The sequence below is a fragment of the Paenibacillus sp. XP01 genome, from assembly GCF_057364885.1.
The window spans coordinates 6,587,969-6,610,497 of record NZ_CP139481.1; the positions used below are offsets into that span (position 1 = coordinate 6,587,969).

Genomic DNA, 22,529 nt, shown 5'->3' on the forward strand with positions numbered 1-22,529 from the left:
CGTTGATTGTTGAGCTTTACCGCTTAATGGAACGCGTCCAGAATCCGCCATGGAACTGTTTCGGTTCCACTGTGATGACAAACGCCTTCGGATCGAGTGCCAAAATGGTCTGGTAGAGCAGCTTCTGGTTTTTGCGTTTAGCCAAAATCTCCATCACCAGCCGGTCCCCGTCCCTGCCGCTGCCAACCCATGAGGTTACTCCGTATCCCTTATCTCTTAACGCATTCGCCAGGCTTCCGTCCATCTGGTTGCAGATCACCTTCACCGTGACGTAGCCCAATGCAATCTTCTCCTCGATCCATGCCCCCAAGAGCACGCCAAGTCCATACCCCACCGCATAGACGATCAACGCCGCAGGCTGCTTCAAATAACTGAGCACGAGATTGAGCCCCAACACGTAAATGACGATTTCGCCCATGCTGATCAGAGCTGCGATGTACTTTTGACCTTTCAGCGTCAGGATCATCCGCAGCGTATATGCCGACACGTACACGATCTGTATCGCGAAAATGAACAACAATATTTTAAACAATCGCACATCCCTCTCTTTTCCGAACCTGGCGGGCAGCATGCGAGAAAGTACAACCTCGCTCCAACTCCGATTCGTTCTCTCGCCTGCATCTTCGTTCGACGCACCTTATCTTCATCATTGGACGTAAAGCACGAATTTTAAACGGGATGGACGAAATCTGCCCGGAAGGCATGAAAGTGCCGCAATGCGCGCGGCAGATTATGGACGTTCAGCGCCAAGAGGGAGGTTCAAGCTGCCGTCCGGAAGCCATCCCGGAGCTTGGCCGATAAAGCACCGTCCACAGCACAACATTGGCTACAAGCAATATGGCGAGATAGATCCAAATGCCTGCAGGCAAAGTACGCACCCATGCGTGCAGTCCCCACAGCAGGCCAATGACAGGCAAATACGCGAGAATGATCCATCCATCACTTTGCTGCGCCATGCTGAAGGACTGGGAGAATGGAGGCTGCTTCAGCAGCAGCTTGCCGGACGGCGGAATCAGCGCCAACGCGGTGAGCAGGATGACTATGAGATCAGGGACGATTCTCCACCCGAACGTCCAGCCGAACACGACGGCGTTAAGCAGATACATGGGCAGGAACATGTTGGTGGCGAACGCCTTCAGCGCCGCGCTGTACAATACCCCGTCATGTGCCAGCGGGGCTGCACGGAAGCTCCAGAATGCCTTGTAGTTCCCCGAAAATTTGAGCATGAGCACGACGGACATAATTAGAAACAACATGATATACATCGTATAGAACATCGAACTTTGCCTTAGCTCGCCCCACGACTCCGACTGCAAATAGGTGAGCCAGAACACGTAAGGCAGCACAAAGGATAAGCCGATGGAAGGATATACTTTGAGCTTGAATTCCCGTTCGTTCCGCATCATGTTCGCTGACAAGCGGAAGCAAGCCTGTTCTTCCCTAGAGCGGCACAACAATTGCGCGATGCGCCGATCCCAACGGCCACGCTTGCGCTTCGACGTTTGCCCGGAATGGGCCATTTTCTCCAGATAAAGCTCAAAGGACGGCATAAGCTTCACGTATGCAAACATGCCGATCATCGGGACAAGAACGCCCAGCGCGGTGAAGACGTAAATCCAAGCATTCCCGCCACCGCCTAACAACCATTCAAACGCAGACGCATACCACACCGGAGGGAGAAACATCTGCCACCAGTCTGGGGTATACACCATGTCTGTGTCGATGATGGAGAACGAGCGAATGACGAGCTGATATCCTACCGCGATGCTGATGGACAATGCGATTTGAACCGTGTTAATCATGTCCCTGAGCCTTTCCCCGTCCAGGAATCGCATCATGAACAAATAGACCAGGGATGTGCTTACGAGCACAAGCGATACCATCAGAATGAGCTCAACCAGAAAGATGACAAAAAAGATGATGCCATGTTTGACAAACGCAGCAACGAGCGGAGCGGCCGTCAAGGAACCGGTCAGGAGCAGCAAATACACGCCTGCATGGATGGCTCTTGCCAAGCCCACGGTTCGGGCGTTTACCGGTTTGGTCAAAATGATGTTGCGATCCCGGATATCCAGCAGCACCGCGGAAAAATCGGAAACCATCGACGTCATGATGATGAACATCAGCATCGCCGTCACGATGCTCATGGACAGGATGTAGGGGCCCATATCCCAGATCATGAAAGGCACCATAATGATGCCCATCAACGCATAGAACCACAGGGAACGAATGTACATATTGCCGTCCTTGTTTTCCTTGGCTGCCCTGGACCCCGACAAAATGGTCGGCACCCTGCGTCCATCCATCTGGAACTTCACCTGCAAAATCAGACGCAGCATGTCGTAATCGGCTCCCGTGCGTTCGACCAGGCCGCGAAATCGGTCCAAGATCTGCAACGAGCGAAAGTCCGGTCTCTCCACCATTCAGCCCACCTCCTGTACAATGGACACGAAACGCTCCGCAATCGTCTTATGTTCATTGAAACCCGTCAGCTGGTTGAATACTTCCTCCAGACTGCCCTCCTTGGACTGCTGCTGCAGCTCTCTGAACGTGCCGTCCGCCATGACGCGGCCTTCCTGAATGAGCACGATGCGGCTGCTGATCTTCTCTACCACATCCATAATGTGCGAGGAGTAGAAGATCGTCGTACCCTTGGCCGAGAGCTGAGCCATAATCTCCTTGAATACCATGACGCTGTTGGCATCCAGCCCGCTGAGCGGTTCATCCAGAAACAGCAGATCCGGATCATGCAGCAGCGCCGAGATTAACAGCACCTTTTGCCGCATGCCTTTGGAGAAGGATGAGATGCGCGAATGATAGGATTTCTCCAGTCCAAAACAGTCCATCAGCCGCTTCGCCTTATAGTCGGCCTCCTCGTACGGAATGCCGTACAGCTCGCCGGTAAACGTCAAATATTCCGCTGGTGTCAATTGTTCATACAGATCGGCCACTTCCGGCACGTAACCGATTCTGCGTTTGTATTCCACGCTGCCATCCTCTATATCTTGGCCAAAGATGCGGACCTTGCCCGAAAACCCCTGAACCAAACCAAGCATGATTTTGACGGTGGTGCTTTTTCCCGCGCCGTTGGGACCGATATACCCGATCATTTCTCCCCGATTTACCTCAAGATCAATGCCATTCAACACGTAACGCCCGCCATATCTCATGCGCAATCCTTCCATGGAAAGCACTTGTTGTTTATTCATTCGGTATTCCTTCCCTTCCATTTGTTATCTGCAATCCCACTATTTTACCACATTTAAGTGTTCAAAAAATGATACATTGTTCGCAATTCGTTTTCCTCCGCAGTTTCTACGATCGACAATGTGCCCCATCCATGCTTTGCAGCGCCGGTAGAACAGCAAAAAGACGCTTCCCCGGAAGCGCCTCCTCTGTTCAGGCACAGCAATGCCTTTTATAGATAAAATTATATCGTTGGATTTAATCCTCATCATCGAAGTCCTGATCGAACTTCAACACTTTGCCCGTGTCGGCGTCGACATCGACGTCTGCCTCGCCCTGATCCGTTCTCAGCTCGACTTCGTACACATAGCGGCCGTCGTCATGGTCCAGCTCCACTTTGGTCACTTTGCCGCCGCCCACTTGTTTCAACGCGATGCTCGATGCTTGGGCTGCCGTCAGCTTTACTTCTTTGGAACCCGCAGCAACCGTGCCTGTTGTGTAATCGTCGTCATTGTCGTCATTAAGCACGGCAACAATTTTCCCGGTGTATGCATCCAAACGCACAACCGCATCGTTGCCTTTCCGGTCGATTTCGACCTCATAGAACGTTTGGCCGTTTCTGCGCTCCAAGTCCACATCGTCCACTTTCCCTTCAACCGCCTTCAAGGCTGCTGCTTTGGCCTGCGCTGCCGTCAACAGCGTTTCCGTGCCCGTTTGAGTCGTCACTTGCGAAGTCGGCTTCGACGCCTGCTGCGCGGATTGTCCACCGATGCCGCTGCTTGCCGCCGCTACGGCCGTTCCGCTCAACAATACTGCCGCCGATATCGTGCCAATCCAAAGTTTACGTTTGTTCATCATCATCCATCATCTCCTCATGTCATGTTCTGATCTCGTCTACAAATACAGCTTAACCCTTAAGGATGAGAGAGCATGGAGAACAAGATTAGAATTTGATGAGAAAACGACAAACCGGTTCGCGCCCCGCTCAATCGTCTTCCTTATCCCACGTAACCGAGCGGATGTCGCCGGAGATGGCGTTGACCTGCACCGTAGCTTCACGGCCGTCTTCCAGATCGATGTCTACCAAGTAATAAGCAATGCCGTCGTCGGTGCTGCGCAGTTCGATGTCATCGACCTCCCCAGGCACCCTCGCCAAAGCTTTGCGTTCGGCTTCCTTTTCGGTCAAAATGTGAGCCGCACTCTCCCCATCCGACTTCCGATCGGACGGCTGCAGTTTTTTCGAGGACAGCACCTTCCCTTCATAAGGGTCGATCGTCAATTCCGCACGACTGTTGTCTGCCGCTTGGACCACGGCCGTGTATACGGGGCTGCCATCCTTCTCGATCAGTTCCAGCGATTCCAATTGTCCCACGGTCTGATTCGATAGCTCCGTTTTGACCTGCTCCCGGCTTAACAGAGGTTTCTCCTCCGATCGCTCGCCGGCTTCCAATCGTTTGATGGCTTGCACGGTTCCCGTTACCGCATCCAGCTGAATGTCATACAGTCCCGTTTCGGAGCGAAGCTGTATCATATAGGTACGGTCTTTCAGCGTGGAGCTGACGATTTCCCCGGGGTACTGCTTCAGTACCGATTGCGCAGCTGCCTCGGCGGTCAACGTTGCCCGTCCGGATTCCCAAGGTCGCCACCACACAGCCGTCCATACAACAACTGCCGCCACAACGAGGCTCCCCACGATCCAGCCTAGAGCACGCAGCCCGACAGTGCCCTTACGTCCGCCAACCTGCGGGATCTGATCTTGCTTCTTCATCCGGGAATGCTGTGATAGATAACCGTTATGGCTATTATGATCGTTATGGCTGTTGTGGCTGTTGTGGCTGTTATAGCCGTTATGCCCGTCCTCCATTCCATGTCCTCCTTCCGTGCTCTATGGGTATTATAAAAGGGAAGAATGAGAAATTCATGAGAACGGGACCTCCCGAGCTGCAGCCGGCAAAACGATGGACGCCTCAGTGCCTCGGCCGACACGGCTTGCAAGCTCGATTCGTGCACCTACCGCCTCGGCGATATCTTTCGCCAGCGAAAGGCCCAGCCCTGATCCGCTAATGCCTTCGCTGCGGGTTCTGGACTGTTCGACGCGATAGAAGCGGTCAAATACCTTGTCCAATTCTTCTTCGCGGATGCCGATCCCCCGGTCCACGATTCGGATCACGCAATCCCTTTTGCTTGCTTCGAGCCGGACAGCAATGTCATCCTCGCTATATTTGCGGGCATTATCCAACAGGATGAACAAAAGCTGTTTCAGCTTGCTTTCATCCGTAACTGCCCAGACGTTGTCTGGAGCTTCGCATGTCACTTTACGATGGTATGCCTCCCGAAAAGCCATGGCCGATTCCTGCACCAGTCGGGAAACATTCACCTTGTCCAGCCGCACATTCCACTGTTCGGGCTGCTTGGCCAGCTGCAGCAGTTGTTCGGTCATTTCCCGCATGCGGACCGCCTCCGACAGGATGGCATCTACCGCTTCCTCGAACACCTCCGGCTGCTCTTTGCCTCTCCGCTGCAGCAGGCTGGCATAGCTCTCGATAATGGTAAGCGGGGTCTTCAACTCATGCGATGCATCGGAAACGAACCGTTCCTGCCGTTCAAAGTTCGATTCCAGCAAATCCATCATTCGGTTGAACGTCTGGCCCATCGTGTTCAGTTCATCCTTTGAACCCGCTCCCAGCACCAGGCGTTTAAACTGGCCGCTCGACTGAATATCGCTCATGGTGTTCGTCATCTGTTGAATCGGCCGGGTCATTCGGTTGGCCAGAATCCGGCTGGCTGCGATGGCCGGGATCAACGCCACAACCGTGACGACGATCAGTACCGTGCGCAGCACTGCAAGGCGACTCTCCGTATCCGCAATGCTCTCGGTAACCTGCACGTTGACCACTTTGCCGTCCGGCCAAATCAAGGGCACGGACACCCACACGTAACCGGTCTGGTCGACGCGGATATATTCGGATTTTTTGGCGCTTTCGTATTTGTAGGGCTGCTTGCTCAGCTCCTCCTCGTTAAACGTCGTAACCGGTGGAGAACTGGTGCCGTCCTCGTTCACGATTCGCAGCATGCCGTTCAGCGGCGCATAAGCCCGAAGCAGATCGTCCGGCGGAATCGCATCCGCCGACTGGCGAACCCCGGACACAATCGATTCGGCCTCGGCCTCGATTCGTTTGATTTCATTATCCATGGACATCCATTCAAACACATAATAGATCGACAAATTCGCGGCGATTAGCAGCACGGCGAACAGGACGGAAGAGTACCCGTATATTTTGCTGCGCAGGCTCATATCGTTTCCTTGAGCACGTAACCCACGCCACGCACGGTATGGATCAAAGGCTGCGCGAAGCCGTTATCCACCTTTTTGCGCACATAGCGGATATAGACGTCCACCACGTTGGTATCGCCGTAATAGTCAAACCCCCAAACGGACTGTACGATCTGCTCGCGCGTCAGCACCTGGCGCTGGTTGCGCAGCAAATATACGAGCAGGTCGAACTCCCGCGGCGTCAATTCGATCGGCTTGCCGTTACGCAGCACTTCACGGGTTCCTTCGTTCAGCTTCAGGTCTGCCGCAGATAACCATCCGCTCTCCGGCTCCGCCATTCCGGCATCTGACACCTGACCGCCGTTTCCCGCCTCATTTGGTCCGCCCATCGAAGAAACCGCCGCCGCCGATGCCGCCGCGGCGCTTAACCTCAATGCCGCACGTACTCTCGCAAGCAATTCCTCAATGCGGAACGGCTTCGTAATATAATCGTTTGCCCCCAGGTCAAGGCCGGAAACCTTGTCTTCCACCGAATCCTTGGCGGTCAGCAGCAAGATTGGAATCGATGCATCCTTTGCCCGGATGCGCCGCAAAACCTCGATGCCGCTCAAACCAGGCAGCATAATGTCCAGCAGAATCAAATCCCACTGACCGCCTGCATATTTCTCCAACCCTTCCGTTCCGCTGCCAGCCTTTCCTACGCGGTATCCCTCATATTGCAGCTCAATTTCCAGCAGGCGCGCAATTTTCGGCTCGTCTTCAATGACCAGCACGGCTTCATCCATGCAGCTTTCCCCCTTAATCCACTTTCCAGCTCCCATATCCGATATGCGTGCTACAGCTTGCCCAATGCATCCTCAATGGCATCGTTTCCGGCCACAAGATCGAATGCCCTGCGATACGTCTTCTCTTCCTGCAAAGATGCCGCGATAACGCGGGCAACATCCTCGCGCGGGATGCTTCCCGGCTTCAAGTCCGTGCCAACGGCCACTTTGCCGGTGCCCGGCTCATTCTTTAATCCGCCCGGGCGAATGATCGTGTAGTTTAGTTCACTGTCCAACAACGCCCGATCCGCATAGTGCTTTGCCACATAATAGGGCTTGATGGCCTGGGACCATTTTTCCCGCTGATCCGCACCAAATGCGCTGACCATAATATATCGTTTGATTCCGCGTTCTTTCGCCGCTTCCATCGTTTTCACCGCTCCGTCCAGGTCGATCAGCAGCGTTTTGTCCGCTCCCGTGGAACCGCCAGAACCTGCCGTAAATACGACTGCATCGTGATCCTTCATCGCTTCGGCAAGCTCTTCCACGCTCCCCTCCAAATCGCCAATGACGACATGGGCGCCAAGCTGTTTCAACGATTCCGCTTGTTCAGCTTTTCGAACCATGGCGGTAACCCGGTGTGCTGCTTCTTTGGCCAGCAGTTCTACCAACAGTTTTCCGATCTGTCCGTTTGCTCCGATAACCAATATGTTCATCATAATACGCTCCTTCCGGTTATGGTGATATACGCCTTAATATACCATAACCAACCGTGGCTTTTATAACCGCTGAACAGCGCCCACTTTCTACTTGAACCAACGACGAAATAATCAAAAAGGCGCTCCCGAGGAGAGCGCCCTGTTGCATTGCTACGGTTATTAGTACGCCAGTGCGAACAAACCGTGAATATGGGACAAGTAACGGATGTTACTTGCTTCTTTCATCATTGTTGCAGGCAGGCCTTTCAGGCGAGTCTGGTTGCCGCCGATCATGCCGACAGCGTCTTTGCGACCCAAGCTTCCCAGTGTTCCGGAGAATACCGGCGTGAAGCTTTCCATTGCGCCACCTTTGAACATTACGCCCAGGTTGTGACCGATGGTTTCACCCATTTGCCAAGCCAGTTGTGCTGTTGGAGGGTAAGGACGAGCACCTTCGCTAGGGAAGACCACTGCGCTGTCGCCGGCAACAAACACGTCTTTGTGGGATGTGGATTGCAGAACTTCCGTAACTTTCGCACGGCCGCGATCCACTTCGATTCCGCTGTTGGCAACAACTGCATTACCTTGGACTCCGCCTGTCCATACAAGCGTATTCGTAGGAATGGAGCTGCCGTCTTTCAGCATTACTTCGTTTTCTTTCATTTCGGTGATCGCAACGCCGATAATGAAGTTTACGCCGCGTTTTTCCAAGCTTGTTTTTGCACGCTCAACCAGCTCTGGCGGGAAACCGGCCAGAATGGAAGGACCTGCTTCGACCGTGTAGAGGGAGATATCTTTGAAATCGATACCTTTCTCTTGGCATACGCCTGGCAGAAGGTCAGCGAATTCGCCGACAAGCTCGATACCCGTCAAGCCGCCGCCACCGATAACAAACGTAGCGTCTGCTTTGTTGCCGGATTGTTTGTAAGCATCCAGACGCGCTTCAACGTGTGCACGGATGCGGTTTGCGTCGTCAACGGATTTGAGCGTGAAGCTGTGCTCTTGCAATCCAGGAATTCCGAAGAATGCCGTTTCGCTGCCCAGGGCAACGACGAGTGCATCGTAAGAGTATGTGGAACCGCTAGCCATCAGCACTTTTTTCTCGTCAGGTTTGATGCTGTCCACCGTATCGATTTTCAGGTTCACGTCTTTGCCGCGCAGCAATTTCTCCAATGGAAGGGCAACCGCCTTTTCGGCGATGCTTCCGGCCGCAAGACGGTGCAGCTCCGTAATGATTTGGTGCGTAGGGAAACGGTTAACGACCGTAATAGTCGCTTCTTCCGGGGTCAAGTATTTGCGCGCAGTCAGCGCAGTCAACAAACCGCCGTAGCCGCCGCCCAAGATCAAGATTTGCTTCGACATATCCATCCTCCGTTCTTTCTAATCTTAACGCTGTTGTTGACGCTCGTTCAGAACACTCAGGAAAGCTTGAGCGAAACGAAGCGATTTTTGTACGTTTGGATCTTTCAGCATTTTAAGCATACCGAACAGACCGACCGTCGATTGGTCGACTTGTGCACGATCTCCTGCTTCGATGGCAGCGGAAGCTACACCTTTTGCAGTGTTCACTACAGGCTTGGCGAATTCGCCCATTGCGCTCATCGTATCGCTGATCAGAACCTTGTCCGTGGCGATGCTTTGTGCGAAATCGTAAGCTTTGGTCATTACCGTAACCATTTCAGCCAGTTTAGGCAGGTTCTCTACCAGTACGGTAAGGGACTCCTGTACCTCAGGCTTCATCAGTTGATCCAGCACGTCCAGGGACTGTTGCTGGTCGGCGCCTTCTGTTACCGGCACCTCTTGTTGAGTAGGCGATTGTGACATAAGAGAAAGTCCTCCTTTACTTTGGGATAGAAGTCCGCGACTTTCATGATGCCTGTCAATCAGAGCCGAACCAGGAATACAAACGATACAATACCAATGTACCAAATTTCACACAATAGAAAGAGCGCAGCCCTTTGGCCACTCTCACATTATGCATTGTATTTAGGTCAGCATTTTGCATCCTTTCTCTCCAAACGTGGATGGACGCAAAATACATAGGTCTATTGCGGACAACAAGTGTTGACACACAAAACGACAAGCAGGCCGAAATCGAACTCTATATCCTTATATTACACCTCTTGCACATGAACATGAAAAAGAAATTTTTTACACTTGTGAAGATATTGTGAACATTGTAACAAATCCGATTTTTTTGTCAAGTATTGCGGCTCGCCGGGCGGTCCATTTACTTCCATATGCTGCCTTTCACCCTACCATATATGGTATTAGGACAAGCTCCTACATGACCATATGTACGAAGCATCACATCGGTCACGATTTTTTTTAGCCTGATAAGAAGCCCTTCTTCCAAAATCATGGTTTTTCATGCAACGAAATGCGTCACTGTGGTTATTATGCAGCGCGCCTTGCCCGCTTATTCTTCGAAGTTTCCAACAACGTCTCTCCAGGCAGAAATAAGGAATGACACGGCGTGCAATCCTTATGCCAATGAAATGAATAATCGAGGTCCCTGCGTCAGCTGTTTCGCCCGCCATTCCGCCACCATGTTCTCCAATACAGCGATGGCGGACCTTTCAAGCGCCTCAACCTGGTCAAGCAGCCTCATCGCCTGATTCGCGTTCATTTCGTCATTCGGGCGTCCGCCCTCAGGAAAAGGAAACAGGCTTGCAAGCCCATCCAGCCTGTCGGTCATCGTGCGGTAGATTCCCTCTGCATCCAGGCAGAGGGCACTGAAGTCGGCATATTCTGGTTCACTCGCCCACTTTTCGGATAGCGTTTTGAGATATTCAGCCGCATAATACCGCGCATCCTGCAGAACGGCCAGATTATAGGCATTGCCATTGGGTTCGATCCGCCCGCAGCGAAAAGCGTTCCGCCAGGCTTCATAAGCCTCCAGACCGCTAACCGTATCCTGCAAAGCATAAGGGTCCTCTCCGCGGTAGTGAGCCAATGCAGCTTCCAGGGCCCCGCCTACGTCCAAAATTCCATTCGAGCCCGCGGCATCGGCCGCCAGCACGAAAATTTCCTGGTTCAATCCACGCCCCAAATGGTCGACCGGATAAATGCCAGCACGAATGTAATCCGCGCCATATAAAGTATGATTTGAACTGTTATATCCATAGATGAGCCCGAACTCCGGAATATTCAAATCCCAGACAACGGCTGGAACACCACGGTCAATCGAGTAGTGGATCAAGGAAACGGCACTGGCCAACCGCTGGTCCAGGGGCCTTTTTTCCTTCGCTTTGCCTTCGCGCAGCGCCGGATCAAGCAGGTTGGCATTGAGTCCCGCTCCGGTTCCCACCCCCTCGACGGAATGTGAAGGAAACCCCATGAAGCGTAAGGCTCGCGATAGCACTTCTTTGAAATTATATGCGGTTGGACCGGCGATATGGATATCCTGCGGGAAAAGTGTCAATCGAAATGCCAGTCCGCTCATCCCCATCACCGTGGGCAAGGACAAGGCTGAGCCGGTGTACAGCAGCATTTCATGCAGCGTTTCAGCGGCTGAGCTCCAGGATTGCGGGCTGCGAAAGAACCCAGGCTCACGCAAAATGACCTGTTTGCTGCCATAAGGCGCCCGTTCGGCCAGTACATCGTTTAACGAAAGACGGATATGGCGCTGAGCCAGCTTTTTGCGCCCCCGGGACAACAGCTGATACGTGTTGGCGAGAGTGAGGTCCAACGCGGCAGCAATCTCTTGCGGTGAACGCTCCTCCATAAGATAAGCATGCATGACGCCGCGTTCCTTGCCGCTCAGTCCATGAAGCAGTTCGTGAAACCGTCTGAGCTGCTCGCGCTCTGCAAGCCTTTGCTCCGGGTCGGCATCGCCGCTGGTGATGACAAACGAATCGCAATTCGCCCCGTCCCCCCTCCCGTTCCTGTTCCAACAGTGCGGGGGAGCGCCCTCATTGGGCAGGAAGGCCTCCGTTAATGCCGACAAACTGTACTCCTTCTGCCGATCCTGCCGCCGCATCCGGGAGTACGCCTGATTTCGCACGATGCGCTGTACCCAGGCCGAGAACCGTTCCGCATCCTGAAGCTGCTCCAGATAGACAAAAGCCCGAATCAACGACTCCTGCAAAATATCCTCAGCGAGATATGCATCCCTCACCAGGGAACGCGCATAGCCGAATAGCCGGACCCGGTAACGTCGCACCAGCTCTTCGAATGCAGCCGAATCGCCAGATTTCGCCTGCTTGATGAGAACAATATCCTCAAGCACGGATAATTCTGTACACTGCGCATGCGCTTCCCTGTCCAAATGATCCATGGATCGCTTCAGCGTAGATTTGTTCACGTCGATTCTCTCCTTCCCAAGATGCATGTTTCAGACTGGATACAGCAAGGCTACAGCTGAAGCAGAGCCTCTTCGATGGCAGCCTCCGTCTCGGCCAGTGCTTCCATCGCATCTGCCGCCGCTTGCCAGTGACGGGCAGCAAGGCGGGATTGACACTCGCCAAACTGTCGGGATTGTTTGTACTTCAAGCCCGATAGCTGACCATGATTATTTTTGAAAAAGGAGCCGTAATCATGGGCCCGCCGCGCACCGACAGGCAGGGCAAAATATACGTAATGACTCCATTCGTCCATATCAATCGCGCCATCACGGATCTGGTTTGCCTTATGCAGTATTGCCTGTTTTCCTGTCCGCCCGGATTCCGCGGCCTTGGTCTGATACTGATTTTGCATCGTTTCCCTGAACCAGCTCAGCACGCGCTGATGCAGTTCCTTGACGTCAAGTTGCTCAACCCGCTCAGGGCCTGACCAAAAACGATAGGCACCCGGACTCCAAGGAAATACGCCTCCCTTCCATGCCTCGTTCAGCTGTTCCAGTGTCAGGCAGACATAAGGAAAGCCTGCGGGGTCATGGAGCCAGACTTCATGCTCTCGTATCTCCAGCGCCAGCACATAATGGTCGCACCCGCCAAGATTGTTATGGTTCGGGTTATACACCAGTTTGCCCATATCCAGAGGCCCAAGCATAACCGGGCCTTGATCCAGCGCCTCCCTTAGCTCATACAGAGGTAGTGCAGTGCCCTCCTCCTGTACCCGATGCTGCACGCGGAAGCCCAGCAGTTCCATCGCCCTCGTGATGCCCGAATCCGGAGTTTCGGAGCAATTGTCAAAAAAGAGCAATCCACTGGGTATCAGATGCGCTCCCAGCGAGAAACCACTGGCCACTTCGAGCAGTCCCGGCTCAATGGTCTCTCCCTTGGCCGCCAGCATCATGGCTGCCGAGTTGGCGTAGCAGTACGCTCCATTTCCGATATATGCATTCATATCATACCATCCTCCCTTGAAGTTGAAGAAGCACCGCCATTCAGTGCCTATACTTGATTGACTCCGGAAGGGATCGATTTCTGACAGCTTTCTCAACAAAAAGACGTACGAAGTGAAGAAAGGTTTCCACGCTCGGCGTTTAAAACATGCGCATCCCGGTTAATAAAGGACTACACTTCCGATGAAGGAGATGATCGACATGAGCAATTCGGCTAGCGACAAGATCAAGGCAGGCGTGAACAAAGCCAAGGGCGAGATCAAGGACCAGGTCGGCAATGCAACGGATGACAAATCCCTTCAGGCAGAAGGCAAGATGGACAAAGCCAAAGGGGCGGTCCAAGACAAAATTGCCGATGTAAAAAAACATCACTAACCGTTCGCCAAGAGGGCGATATCTAATCGTTGCGATTCATCCAACAACAGGATGAGGGCATCCCGGTCCGTTACTACACGTTTTTCGTCCGTAAGTACGGTGCGGACACGTTAAAAAGCCAAGGAAGGCGTTCGGATCCATCGACCCTTCCCTGGCTTTTTTGCTTTTGTCAGACGGCAACAACTCCGTATCTCGCCATATCCACAAGAAAATCGCGGTTCTCTCTGGAGCAACCATACTGCTTTGCGAACTGTCGCACCCAATCCTTATGTGTTTCATACCAAACGAATGTCCGCTCGAGACCTTCTTCAAGCGTCGTTTGCGGCTCCCAGCCCAGTTCGGCACGCAGCTTGCCGGAATCGATAACCAGGCTTGACCCTCGGGAATTGGTCGGCTCTTCTTCAGACAGGTTTACCCGTCCTGACGGTTTCAAATTTTGAAGTTCCCGTCCGATCTCTTGCATGGTTGTGCCCACGCCCGAAGAAATATTGTAGACATGGCGCTCCCGCCCATGATGGAGAATCAATTCGATGGCACGCAGCGCATCTTCTATATACAGGAAATCCCGGACGGCAGAACCCTGTATATCCAAAGGAAGGCCGGCGATCATTCTGGCCATGTTGCGGGGCACGACCCGGTCAGGCAATTGCCACGGCCCGTAGAGGTTGGTGAGTCGAAAGACTTTTACGGAAAGCCCGTAACATTGGGCATAGGATTGAGCCAGCATTTCGCAGGCTACCTTGGAGGCGGAATAAGGGGATACCGGCGCATACTCATCCGATTCGCGATATACCTTCCCATGCTGCCCGCCATACACTTCAACGGAAGAAGCAAGGATAACCGGAATGCGATGATCGGCTGCGTGCTGCAGAACGGACTGAGTGCTTGCCGTATTGTTTTGAAACACTTCAACGGGCCGGTGGTACGAGTAATCGACATGAGGCATTGCCGCAAGATGAATGATGCAATCTGTGTTTTCAGGCCATTTCAAACCGCCGCTTATCAGATTATGAGCGATAAGATGCATCGTTGAACTGTTCGATCCCATGGAGAATCGCTGGCAATAATCATCGAGATCGATCAAAGTAAGGCCATGTCCCCGCTCCGCCAAATAACGAGCGAGATTGAATCCAACAAATCCAGAAGCACCTGTAATGACAATGTTCACCAGTTCATCCCTCCTAGGCCATCATTGTATGCTTGAATCGTACATGCAATGATTATACCTCAAAATGATACAATTCGTATCGTTTTTTCATGCGTTTTCAGGGTTCTTTGTCCGCAGCGTCGGGAATGGGTAATACTTAGTGAGGTGATGCATACATGAACTCAAAAGAGGCTGACGTGGATACCCTGTATCTCAAGGATGACGGGATCATTCCAAACAATCCCATTTTGCCTGTTCTGCTGTACCGGCATGTTTGGGCAGCCCAACCGGTTGAAGCCGAACATCTCCTGAACAGGAACGGTTGGGGAAATAGCTGGACCAACGGCGTATTTGATTTTCACCACTACCATAGCAATACGCACGAAGCGCTTGCGGTCATCCAAGGATCGGCAAAGCTCTTGCTCGGCGGAGAGCATGGGCAGCCCGTTTGGGTTGAAGCAGGGGATGTCATCGTGCTGCCTGCCGGAACAGGCCACAAACGCATGGAAAAAAGCCCTGACTTTCGCATCGTCGGGGCTTATCCGGAAGGAATGAACTACAATCTTAAGACTGGCGAACGATCTGAACGACCAGCGGTGCTGCATGAAATTCGGGAAGTGCCCTTGCCTCTTACCGACCCCGTGTACGGCAGTGGGGGCCCGCTGGTAGAGCATTGGGGCAAATTGCGGGGATAGAGGCCGCAAGCAGCCGGCATGGCGCGCGACCTCCATTGTTTAGGGGATATCCCCTCAGGAGGAAATCGACTCGCCTGCCGGTGGATCCAGCTTGCTTACATCCTCGCGTTCGGAAGAACGGGTAAAGTGGCGTTCCAGCTTGCGGCTGGCCCACAGCGAAATCGCAATGAACAGCAGTACGCCCAGCCAGCGCACGGGATGCTCAAGGAACTGTTCCACGTTTGAACCGATATATGTCACGCAGAAGATCATGATCGCTTTCCCCAGCCCGACTGCCACCAAAAAAGAGGCCAGTCTCATTCTTGCGATACCTGCAGCCACATTAATGATGACAAACGGACCCACCGGGAAGATGCTTAGCAAAAACACATATCCCATGGCATTGCGCCGGATCCATACCATGCTTCGCTGTACGCGCGGTTTGTTGGACCAGCGTTCCACGAACCTGGATTTGCCGACTTCCCTGACCAGCAGGAACGTCACCGTGCAGCCCAGCACGATTCCGATCCATGAATACAGGAATCCGGCCCACAATCCGTACACGGCTCCGTTTATCCCCACGATCAGCAAGGTCGGCAACGGCGGCACGAACGACTTCATAAATGTCAGCAAAATGCCCGGCAATGGTCCGAGCGAGCGAAACTTCTCCATCCAGAACCGGATGTTCTCTTCCGTGATGTACGACATGATGTCCAAGGTCGTCAGAGTCATGCTCTCCCTCCATCCGTCAGTATTCAAACCTTTATTCGAAGGCGTTGATTCTCATAAATGCGCTCACCCAAGTATAACGTAGAAGCCAGTCCCGAATGGATGTTAATTTGATGAAATTTTAGCTTCTCGGCGTGTTTACGCCCGGCATTAGCGAACCGTTTTTTTATGTACTTGCTGTTTAGACAAAAAAAGAGCCTAATGGCCCTTTTCTCATTCCATGATCACATTCATTTCTTCCTCTATCGTGTTCATCTCATCCTGTATCGCGTTCATCTCTTCCTGATGGGCTGCATTCCATTCGGGTATGCCGGAGCGCATGAACTCGTCCGCATCCATCGCCGCCTTGGACTGGTTGCACAGATTGCAGGCGCACACGCAGTTCATCGGCGTGGTATGACCGCCCTTGGCCCGAGGGAGAAGGTGATCGATCGTGTCTCCATAGGAACCACAGAAATAACAGGTATATCTGTCACGATTCAGAATATATCGCTTGAAGTCCTTGTTGCTGAACAATCGGCGAATCGTATATCGATTGACAACGACGGCGGCCTTCTCCTTCACGAGCGTTACCGCAAGCTCCATCTCGACTTCCTGATGCCAGCGCCGCCCCTTGTCCGTCTTGCCGCGCATGCGTACCAAGCCCTGCCTGTTCGTACGCAAAAACGAAGGGTCTTCCGGGTCCAATACCGAAGGTTTCGCCGCAGCATGGCGACGCGGACGACCATCCGCGACGGCACTTCGGTTGCGATTGGCATGGGCAGCTGCCGGACGTTTGACGTCACTCGCATCTGCCGATTCCTTTCGTGCGGGGGATGCTTCTTGACGCCCGCTCTCCGCCCGGACCAACGGGCGTGTGCCTGCCTCATCCCCTGCAGACTGTTCGGCTATCGCCTGCAGTTCCGGACGTTTGCTTTTGCGTTTGCGCCTTCTCCGCTTTCGTTTGACGGTTGCGGAATCAGCAGCAACAGCAGCTGCAGGTATGCTTGCCGTCCCGGAATCGGGTTCGGTTGCGAGACCTTCCGTGATAACCGGCGATCGTGCAGGCTTCGGAGATGCAGCTGTTGCACTGTCGAAAGCTGCGGTTTTGGCACGTTTTTTTCGCGGTTTGCCGATGCCGGACGCGCCCGATAAATCCTTGGTCTCAGATGAAGCTCGCCCTTCGTCTCGAGCCTGAATCGCTGCGGCATCCACACTTCTCTGCCCTGACCATGCCGGTCCGCTTGCCAGCCCGGCCATCGGCTCACCCTTATTCGCGCCAAGTTGGCGACAATTGCGGCAGGCCCCGCGTCTGGAGCCGGCACCAGCCCTTTTTCCGGTTCTGCGCCGAAAAGCGGACAACGGGTAGGTATGTCCGCAATATGTACATGTTTTCGTCTGTCTGGCCTCATGTTCTGTCATGCTGTTCCGGAAAGGGGCTGTGCCCATCTCCATGATGTCACCTCGATTCCGTATGAATCCGGTTTCTTTCCATTGTATCACATCCGATAAGAAAACCTCTAACGGAGGCATTCAGGGAGTCAGACTGCTTTTCGAAGACGGATCGGATTAAGATTGCATCGTTAAGCCCTGCCGAACGGTCTAATTCCGGCAATCCTTATACCAGCACTCCTGTGCGATTTCCGGACCGTTCTCCGTTCCGTTTCCCTGCGCTCGTCCGCATTCGCGCAATATATGTTCCACATACTCAAGTATATCTTCGACTGCTTTTCCGCATTGTTCGCATGTCTTCATTCGAATCACCTTATTTCCAAAATTGGTTTCATGTCCACACCCTTCTTACCCATTATACACCAGAACGAAACACCTGTTCTCATTTTTTTCAAAAAAGGCTGTACAAAGCGTAAACAAAAAAACCGTATCCCTAACCCTAAGGTCGACAAGGATACGGTTTATTATTCCATGCAGGATAGACGTTAACGAACGTCCACCTGTCCCGGATTGCTTTGAGGTACCAAACGCGGTTTGGGCTTCGGCAGATTTCCGAAAATGACCCAAGCGAACGGGATGAACCTCGCTGTCAGGGCTACCACGATCCACGAGGCAACGAGTGCGATGCCGAAACCTCCCGCATACCACAGATGCACCAGCCAAGATGTTCCCGTTTGCGGCGGAAACTCGCGATAGACCAGCAGGAAGAACGGATGAATCAGGTAGATGCCGAACGACAAAGCCCCAAGCGAGCTCAGCGGCTTCACGAGGAATTTCGGACCCTTGCGGTACAGCAGGTAAGAAATCTGGATGAGCACCAGCGCGCAGGCAAAGGTGTGCACATTCCACAACAGCTCATAATACAGCGTATTGTACGTAGCTATTTTCATGCGAAGCAGATAGTAGATGTATACATGGCCAAGACCTGCCCCGATCCATACAATCCATAAGGCAATCCATGAAGCTACGCGGCCTGTGGTCGCATTTTCGCGGCTAACGATAAACCACTGCTTGATCTTCGGAAAATACACCCCGATGAATGCTCCTAGCATGAAGTAGGAGAAGTAAGAGAATGCCCAGCTTCCTTTGTTCGGTACCTGGAATCCGTATTTGTTGCTTACGATGAAGGCCCATTGAATAAGCAGCCCGATCGGCACGGACCATTTAACGACGGCGGGATATTTCTTGAGCAGCCATAATACCAACGGAAAGAGCAGGTAAAACTGCATGTTGATAAACACGAAGTACAAGTGCGTGTAAGCTTTGCCCGTAAACAACTTGCTGATGAAGCTGATGGCCGATTCCCCGAACGGACGCCCCTGATAATGCGTAACGTGAAGAATCACGAAGTAGAACAGGGAGAACAGGAAATAAGGCAGCAAGATATACACGAACCGTTTCTTGTAGAAGTTACCGATCAACTTCTTGTCGAGCGGACGGGAATAATAGTTATAGAACAGCACAAAGCTGCTCAGAAAAATAAAAGAAGGCGTACCATACTTCATGAAAATGTTAATGAAATTGTACAACCAGTAGTATCCCGATTCCGTCATGTCAACAGTGGCATATGAAGTCGAGTGCACGCACAGAACGCCGATAATGGCCATGGCGCGGACCAGATTCAACTCCGGTATTCGTTCTCTTTTGATCGTTTCTGTCATGTTTTGCGTTTCTCCTTAATTATTTCGTCAATAACGTATTGCGATAATCTCAATCTCTATTAAAAGGCATATAGCTTAATAAGGGTAGTCCAACTTCTTAAAAATTCCTGAATTTTCAACTTTTTTGCCATCATTAAACTTCACCAAATGCAAAAAAGACCGCAACGACGCGGTCTGGAGGAATAAAGCGGAATCAACCTGTATGCCAAAAAAATTATTGGCTGACGGGGATGAATATGGAAAACTCAGGTTCAGGATCGTACGGGTCCTGATCCATCGGGTACACCTCATAATGGGTAAACGGCTCGTTCAACGCTTTGAAGCCTTGTTGCTCGATCCAGGCATAAATATGGTTGTAGGATGCCTCGATGCTCTGTCCTTTGACATGACTGCATCTGGCATAGGTCTGTGCAGGTACATCCATGCGCAGCATGCCTTCGGGAACCGAAGCCTCTTGTTCCGCTTCAACCTCGACAGCGACAAGATGCGAAAAATGAGTTTCCGTCATATGATAGGACAGACCTAGCAGTTCCTTTGGATGGAGAACACCTTCAATTTCCGGCAATCGCCGTTTGAATTCCAGCTGCACAGCTCGAATGCCACCGGCACCCGCCTCCGCAAATGTTCCCTCCCACTTCAATCCGATGACTACCGCGGCATCCTTATGCAGAAGCATCGCTTCGTTGACCTGATTCATCGTTCTCCTCACCCTTTCAACATTGGTTCTTGTTCACGCATGCTGTCTTTGTTGTCGCTAGTCTGACTCTATTTTATACTAATATAATGACAAATTCTGTCACAATAAAAAACATTTCTTCTTAAGGAGCGACCGGTATCATGACCAAAACCCAGCGCTTGATCGAACTGATGATGCGGGTATATGAGAAACGAACCTTTACCGTGGAAGACATGGCCTCCGAGTTCGGCGTATCCTATCGGACTATGCTGCGGTATTTGCACGAGCTCAGCGGCATGGGGGTACCTTTGTATGCAGAAGCCGGCAGGGCCGGAGGGTATTCCTTGCTGCCCTCTGCTGCACGAAAAGTAATCATGACCGATTCCATACAGCCGGCCGCCGATCCATTCCGGCGCGTATTACGTCCCGAGATCCACATTGTCGGCATCGAGTTCCAAGCCCCCTTCACAGCCGTGTATATGGCAAAGGTCATGATCCCCAGGTTATGGTCGGAACTGGAGCGCAGGCGGCATGAAATCGTTCGTCAAAAGCAAGCAGGGAACAGTACGGGCGTTACGCTGAGCCGTTCAAAGATATATCGTTACGTGGCCGGGGTGGAGGTGTCGCACCTTCACGAAATACCGCAGGGTATGGTCGGCTTGACCCTTCCTGCGTGCGAATATGCCGTTTACACCCACCAGGGCGGCTCCGACCGGGCTGAAACCGATCAAACCTTCTTATGGTTGGCAGAAAAGCTGAGGCAACGCGGGTTGGAGCCGAACATGACAGCTTACTCGTTGGAATCAAGGCATTACGGCGATGCGCAGACCATGGACATTTACATCCCCTTACTCGATAACGCTGCAGAAGGCGTAAGCCCATAATCCGTTCATAAACCTCGTTAGCTCCCTGCCGCGAAGTCTAAGGTTCATATAAAATACAAAAACCACAGGATTCTCCCGGCATTCCGTCGGAGCATCGCTGCGGCTTTTGACATGCTGTCGTTCTAATCGGAATCAGGCGTGGCCTTCCACGACCCGACCGAGCTTCTGTACAATTCCAGTCCAGCCCTGAGACATTTTCTCTCGTACGATGGCGTGAGCCTGCCCAAACTCGGTCAGCTTGTCCGCATCCCAGCCGTCGTGAATCAACGTGAAGTCCGTGTTCTCCCCATGCGCTTCAAGCTCGAAGGTCAGCGTCCAATCTTTCCCCCAACGAAAAGAGAGCTTATGCAGCGGCTGCACTTCGGTGACCTCACAAGGGGATTGGCCAAATGGTCCTGCCTCCAAAATGAACTTGTGGCCCACCACAGGCTCCAAGTTGCTGGGCATGAACCAGGAAGCCATGCCTTCGGACGTGGACACGATATTCCATACCTTCTCCGCAGGGGCCTGCAGCGTGAGTTGTTGCCGGATTGCCGGCAATGCACTTGATGATTCCATATCTTCGCCTCCTTGGCAAGGTTATTGTTCTCTGTACACTTTGTTTCAAACGTTGCTCCTACCACTATATCCGGGGATCGTGCAAATATGCAAATAAGCCGGTGCATGGCATCTCCATGCATCGGCCCGGCCTCAATCAGTATCCACGCGTATATTGCTGCGCAATGGCTGCCTGCTTGACGTCCGCACCCAACTTCAGTGCGGCATGGTTGGCCCAATACGGATCACGCAGCATGCCTCTGCCTACCGCCACGAGGTCGGCATCGCCGTTGCCGATCACAGCTTGAGCAAGGGAGGCGTCATCCAGCAAACCCACGGCAATGACCGGGACGCCGAGTTCATCTCGGAAACGGCGGGCAAACGGAACCTGGTACCCGGGATAATTGCCCGGCTTCCGCGTTCCAGACGGGCCCTCGCCGCCGGAACTGATGTGGAACATGTCGACGCCCGCTTCCTTATATGTCCGTGAAATGTCGAGGGTATGTTCGATATCGTAGCCTCCGTCGGCGTATTCCACGGCGGAAATGCGCATAATAAGCGGCATGGTATCCGGCATCACCTTTTTAGCCGCACGAATGATTTCGCAGCCGAAGCGCGACAAATCTTTACCGTATTCGTCCTCGCGATGATTCATCAGCTTGGAATGGAATTGGTGGATCAGGTATCCGTGCGCCCCGTGAAGCTCAATCGCGTCTACACCCGCTTGAACTGCTCGCCGTACGCCGTCCGCGAATTTTTGCACCATGGCCTGAACCTCTTCCATGCTCAGCGCACGTGGAGTCTTGAAGTTTTCGCCAGGGAACGTCACTACGGAAGGAGCCACCGGCTGTTTGGCATCCTCTGCTTTTCGCCCTGCATGCGCGATCTGGATCGCCACTTTGGAGCCATATGCATGCATTCCATTCACAAGCTTGGCAAAAGCGGGAATATGCTCATCGGACCAAATGCCCAGGTCATTGTCGGTAATGCGCCCGTCCGGTTCCACATCGGTCATCTCAATGACGATCAGGCCGGTTCCCCCAACCGCCCGGCTCACGTAGTGAACGTGGTGCCAATCGTTGGGAATGCCGTCTTTCGCCGTTACGGAGTACTGGCACATCGGTGCCATGACCACGCGATTATTCAACTCGAGCCCCTTAAAGCGATATGGCGAAAACAAAGATTCTGTCATTTTCTCATCATCTC

At 52.7% G+C, this 22,529-nt stretch carries 22 protein-coding genes; 3 read left to right on the forward strand and 19 right to left on the reverse strand.

Features of this window, described 5'->3' with window-relative positions; translation table 11 throughout:
- Positions 1-16 precede the first annotated feature (16 nt).
- The 12 genes from SNR34_RS29660 to SNR34_RS29715 form a co-directional block, all read right to left on the reverse strand.
- The gene (locus tag SNR34_RS29660; protein WP_236413354.1) at positions 17-532 is read right to left on the reverse strand and encodes a DUF2179 domain-containing protein; all 516 of its coding nucleotides are present in this window, start codon (positions 530-532) and stop codon (positions 17-19) included.
- Between the two features lie 208 nt (positions 533-740).
- Positions 741-2,423 carry a hypothetical protein gene (locus SNR34_RS29665; RefSeq protein ID WP_236413355.1) on the reverse strand — a complete coding sequence of 561 codons (1,683 nt, stop codon included), beginning with the start codon at positions 2,421-2,423 and terminating at the stop codon, positions 741-743.
- The gene (locus SNR34_RS29670; protein WP_236413356.1) at positions 2,424-3,209 is read right to left on the reverse strand and encodes an ABC transporter ATP-binding protein; all 786 of its coding nucleotides are present in this window, start codon (positions 3,207-3,209) and stop codon (positions 2,424-2,426) included.
- A gap of 235 nt (positions 3,210-3,444) precedes the next feature.
- Positions 3,445-4,041, reverse strand: coding sequence for a PepSY domain-containing protein (locus SNR34_RS29675; protein WP_486180792.1), 597 nt, complete (start codon positions 4,039-4,041; stop codon positions 3,445-3,447).
- A 130-nt stretch (positions 4,042-4,171) separates the two neighbouring features.
- Positions 4,172-5,050 (reverse strand): PepSY domain-containing protein, encoded by an 879-nt coding sequence (locus SNR34_RS29680; protein ID WP_486180793.1) that lies wholly within the window; start codon positions 5,048-5,050, stop codon positions 4,172-4,174.
- Between the two features lie 54 nt (positions 5,051-5,104).
- The gene (locus tag SNR34_RS29685) at positions 5,105-6,481 is read right to left on the reverse strand and encodes a sensor histidine kinase (protein WP_236413359.1); all 1,377 of its coding nucleotides are present in this window, start codon (positions 6,479-6,481) and stop codon (positions 5,105-5,107) included.
- The gene (locus tag SNR34_RS29690; protein WP_486180794.1) at positions 6,478-7,245 is read right to left on the reverse strand and encodes a response regulator transcription factor; all 768 of its coding nucleotides are present in this window, start codon (positions 7,243-7,245) and stop codon (positions 6,478-6,480) included. Before SNR34_RS29690 ends, SNR34_RS29685 begins: the two co-directional genes overlap by 4 nt.
- A gap of 50 nt (positions 7,246-7,295) precedes the next feature.
- Positions 7,296-7,940, reverse strand: a complete 645-nt coding sequence (locus SNR34_RS29695) for an SDR family oxidoreductase (RefSeq protein ID WP_236413734.1) — start codon at positions 7,938-7,940, stop codon at positions 7,296-7,298.
- A gap of 162 nt (positions 7,941-8,102) precedes the next feature.
- Complete coding sequence (locus SNR34_RS29700; protein ID WP_236413361.1) at positions 8,103-9,284, reverse strand: NAD(P)/FAD-dependent oxidoreductase; 1,182 nt, start codon at positions 9,282-9,284, stop codon at positions 8,103-8,105.
- Between the two features lie 24 nt (positions 9,285-9,308).
- Positions 9,309-9,746 (reverse strand): DUF1641 domain-containing protein, encoded by a 438-nt coding sequence (locus SNR34_RS29705; protein WP_236413362.1) that lies wholly within the window; start codon positions 9,744-9,746, stop codon positions 9,309-9,311.
- A gap of 661 nt (positions 9,747-10,407) precedes the next feature.
- Positions 10,408-12,228, reverse strand: coding sequence for an RNA polymerase sigma factor (locus SNR34_RS29710; RefSeq protein WP_486180795.1), 1,821 nt, complete (start codon positions 12,226-12,228; stop codon positions 10,408-10,410).
- 50 nt (positions 12,229-12,278) lie between these two features.
- On the reverse strand, positions 12,279-13,211 hold the full coding sequence (locus tag SNR34_RS29715; protein WP_486180796.1) for a hypothetical protein: 933 nt from the start codon (positions 13,209-13,211) through the stop codon (positions 12,279-12,281).
- A 199-nt stretch (positions 13,212-13,410) separates the two neighbouring features.
- Here SNR34_RS29715 and SNR34_RS29720 point away from each other — a divergent pair, with 199 nt between their 5' ends.
- Positions 13,411-13,584 (forward strand): CsbD family protein, encoded by a 174-nt coding sequence (locus SNR34_RS29720; RefSeq protein ID WP_486180797.1) that lies wholly within the window; start codon positions 13,411-13,413, stop codon positions 13,582-13,584.
- A gap of 169 nt (positions 13,585-13,753) precedes the next feature.
- Here the strand turns inward: SNR34_RS29720 and SNR34_RS29725 are convergent, their stop codons facing one another.
- Positions 13,754-14,752, reverse strand: a complete 999-nt coding sequence (locus SNR34_RS29725; RefSeq protein WP_236413368.1) for an NAD-dependent epimerase/dehydratase family protein — start codon at positions 14,750-14,752, stop codon at positions 13,754-13,756.
- 155 nt (positions 14,753-14,907) lie between these two features.
- On the opposite strand from SNR34_RS29725, the gene SNR34_RS29730 reads away from it, so the two are divergent.
- The gene (locus tag SNR34_RS29730) at positions 14,908-15,426 is read left to right on the forward strand and encodes a cupin domain-containing protein (protein ID WP_486180798.1); all 519 of its coding nucleotides are present in this window, start codon (positions 14,908-14,910) and stop codon (positions 15,424-15,426) included.
- 54 nt (positions 15,427-15,480) lie between these two features.
- On the opposite strand, the gene SNR34_RS29735 is transcribed toward SNR34_RS29730, so the two are convergent.
- The 4 genes from SNR34_RS29735 to SNR34_RS29750 form a co-directional block, all read right to left on the reverse strand.
- Positions 15,481-16,137 (reverse strand): TVP38/TMEM64 family protein, encoded by a 657-nt coding sequence (locus SNR34_RS29735; RefSeq protein ID WP_236413370.1) that lies wholly within the window; start codon positions 16,135-16,137, stop codon positions 15,481-15,483.
- Positions 16,138-16,347: 210 nt separating this feature from the next.
- Entirely contained in the window at positions 16,348-17,535 is a 1,188-nt protein-coding gene (locus SNR34_RS29740; RefSeq protein ID WP_486180799.1) for an HNH endonuclease, read from the reverse strand.
- Between the two features lie 515 nt (positions 17,536-18,050).
- The gene (locus SNR34_RS29745; RefSeq protein WP_236413371.1) at positions 18,051-19,226 is read right to left on the reverse strand and encodes an acyltransferase; all 1,176 of its coding nucleotides are present in this window, start codon (positions 19,224-19,226) and stop codon (positions 18,051-18,053) included.
- A 214-nt stretch (positions 19,227-19,440) separates the two neighbouring features.
- Positions 19,441-19,923: a GyrI-like domain-containing protein gene (locus SNR34_RS29750; protein ID WP_486180800.1), complete on the reverse strand. Its 483-nt coding sequence runs from the start codon at positions 19,921-19,923 to the stop codon at positions 19,441-19,443.
- A gap of 140 nt (positions 19,924-20,063) precedes the next feature.
- Here SNR34_RS29750 and SNR34_RS29755 point away from each other — a divergent pair, with 140 nt between their 5' ends.
- Positions 20,064-20,786, forward strand: a complete 723-nt coding sequence (locus SNR34_RS29755; protein ID WP_486180801.1) for a GyrI-like domain-containing protein — start codon at positions 20,064-20,066, stop codon at positions 20,784-20,786.
- A gap of 132 nt (positions 20,787-20,918) precedes the next feature.
- Here the strand turns inward: SNR34_RS29755 and SNR34_RS29760 are convergent, their stop codons facing one another.
- Both SNR34_RS29760 and SNR34_RS29765 read right to left on the reverse strand, forming a co-directional pair.
- Entirely contained in the window at positions 20,919-21,344 is a 426-nt protein-coding gene (locus SNR34_RS29760) for an SRPBCC family protein (RefSeq protein WP_339275196.1), read from the reverse strand.
- 136 nt (positions 21,345-21,480) lie between these two features.
- Positions 21,481-22,515, reverse strand: a complete 1,035-nt coding sequence (locus SNR34_RS29765) for an NADH:flavin oxidoreductase/NADH oxidase (RefSeq protein ID WP_486180802.1) — start codon at positions 22,513-22,515, stop codon at positions 21,481-21,483.
- Positions 22,516-22,529 lie beyond the last annotated feature (14 nt).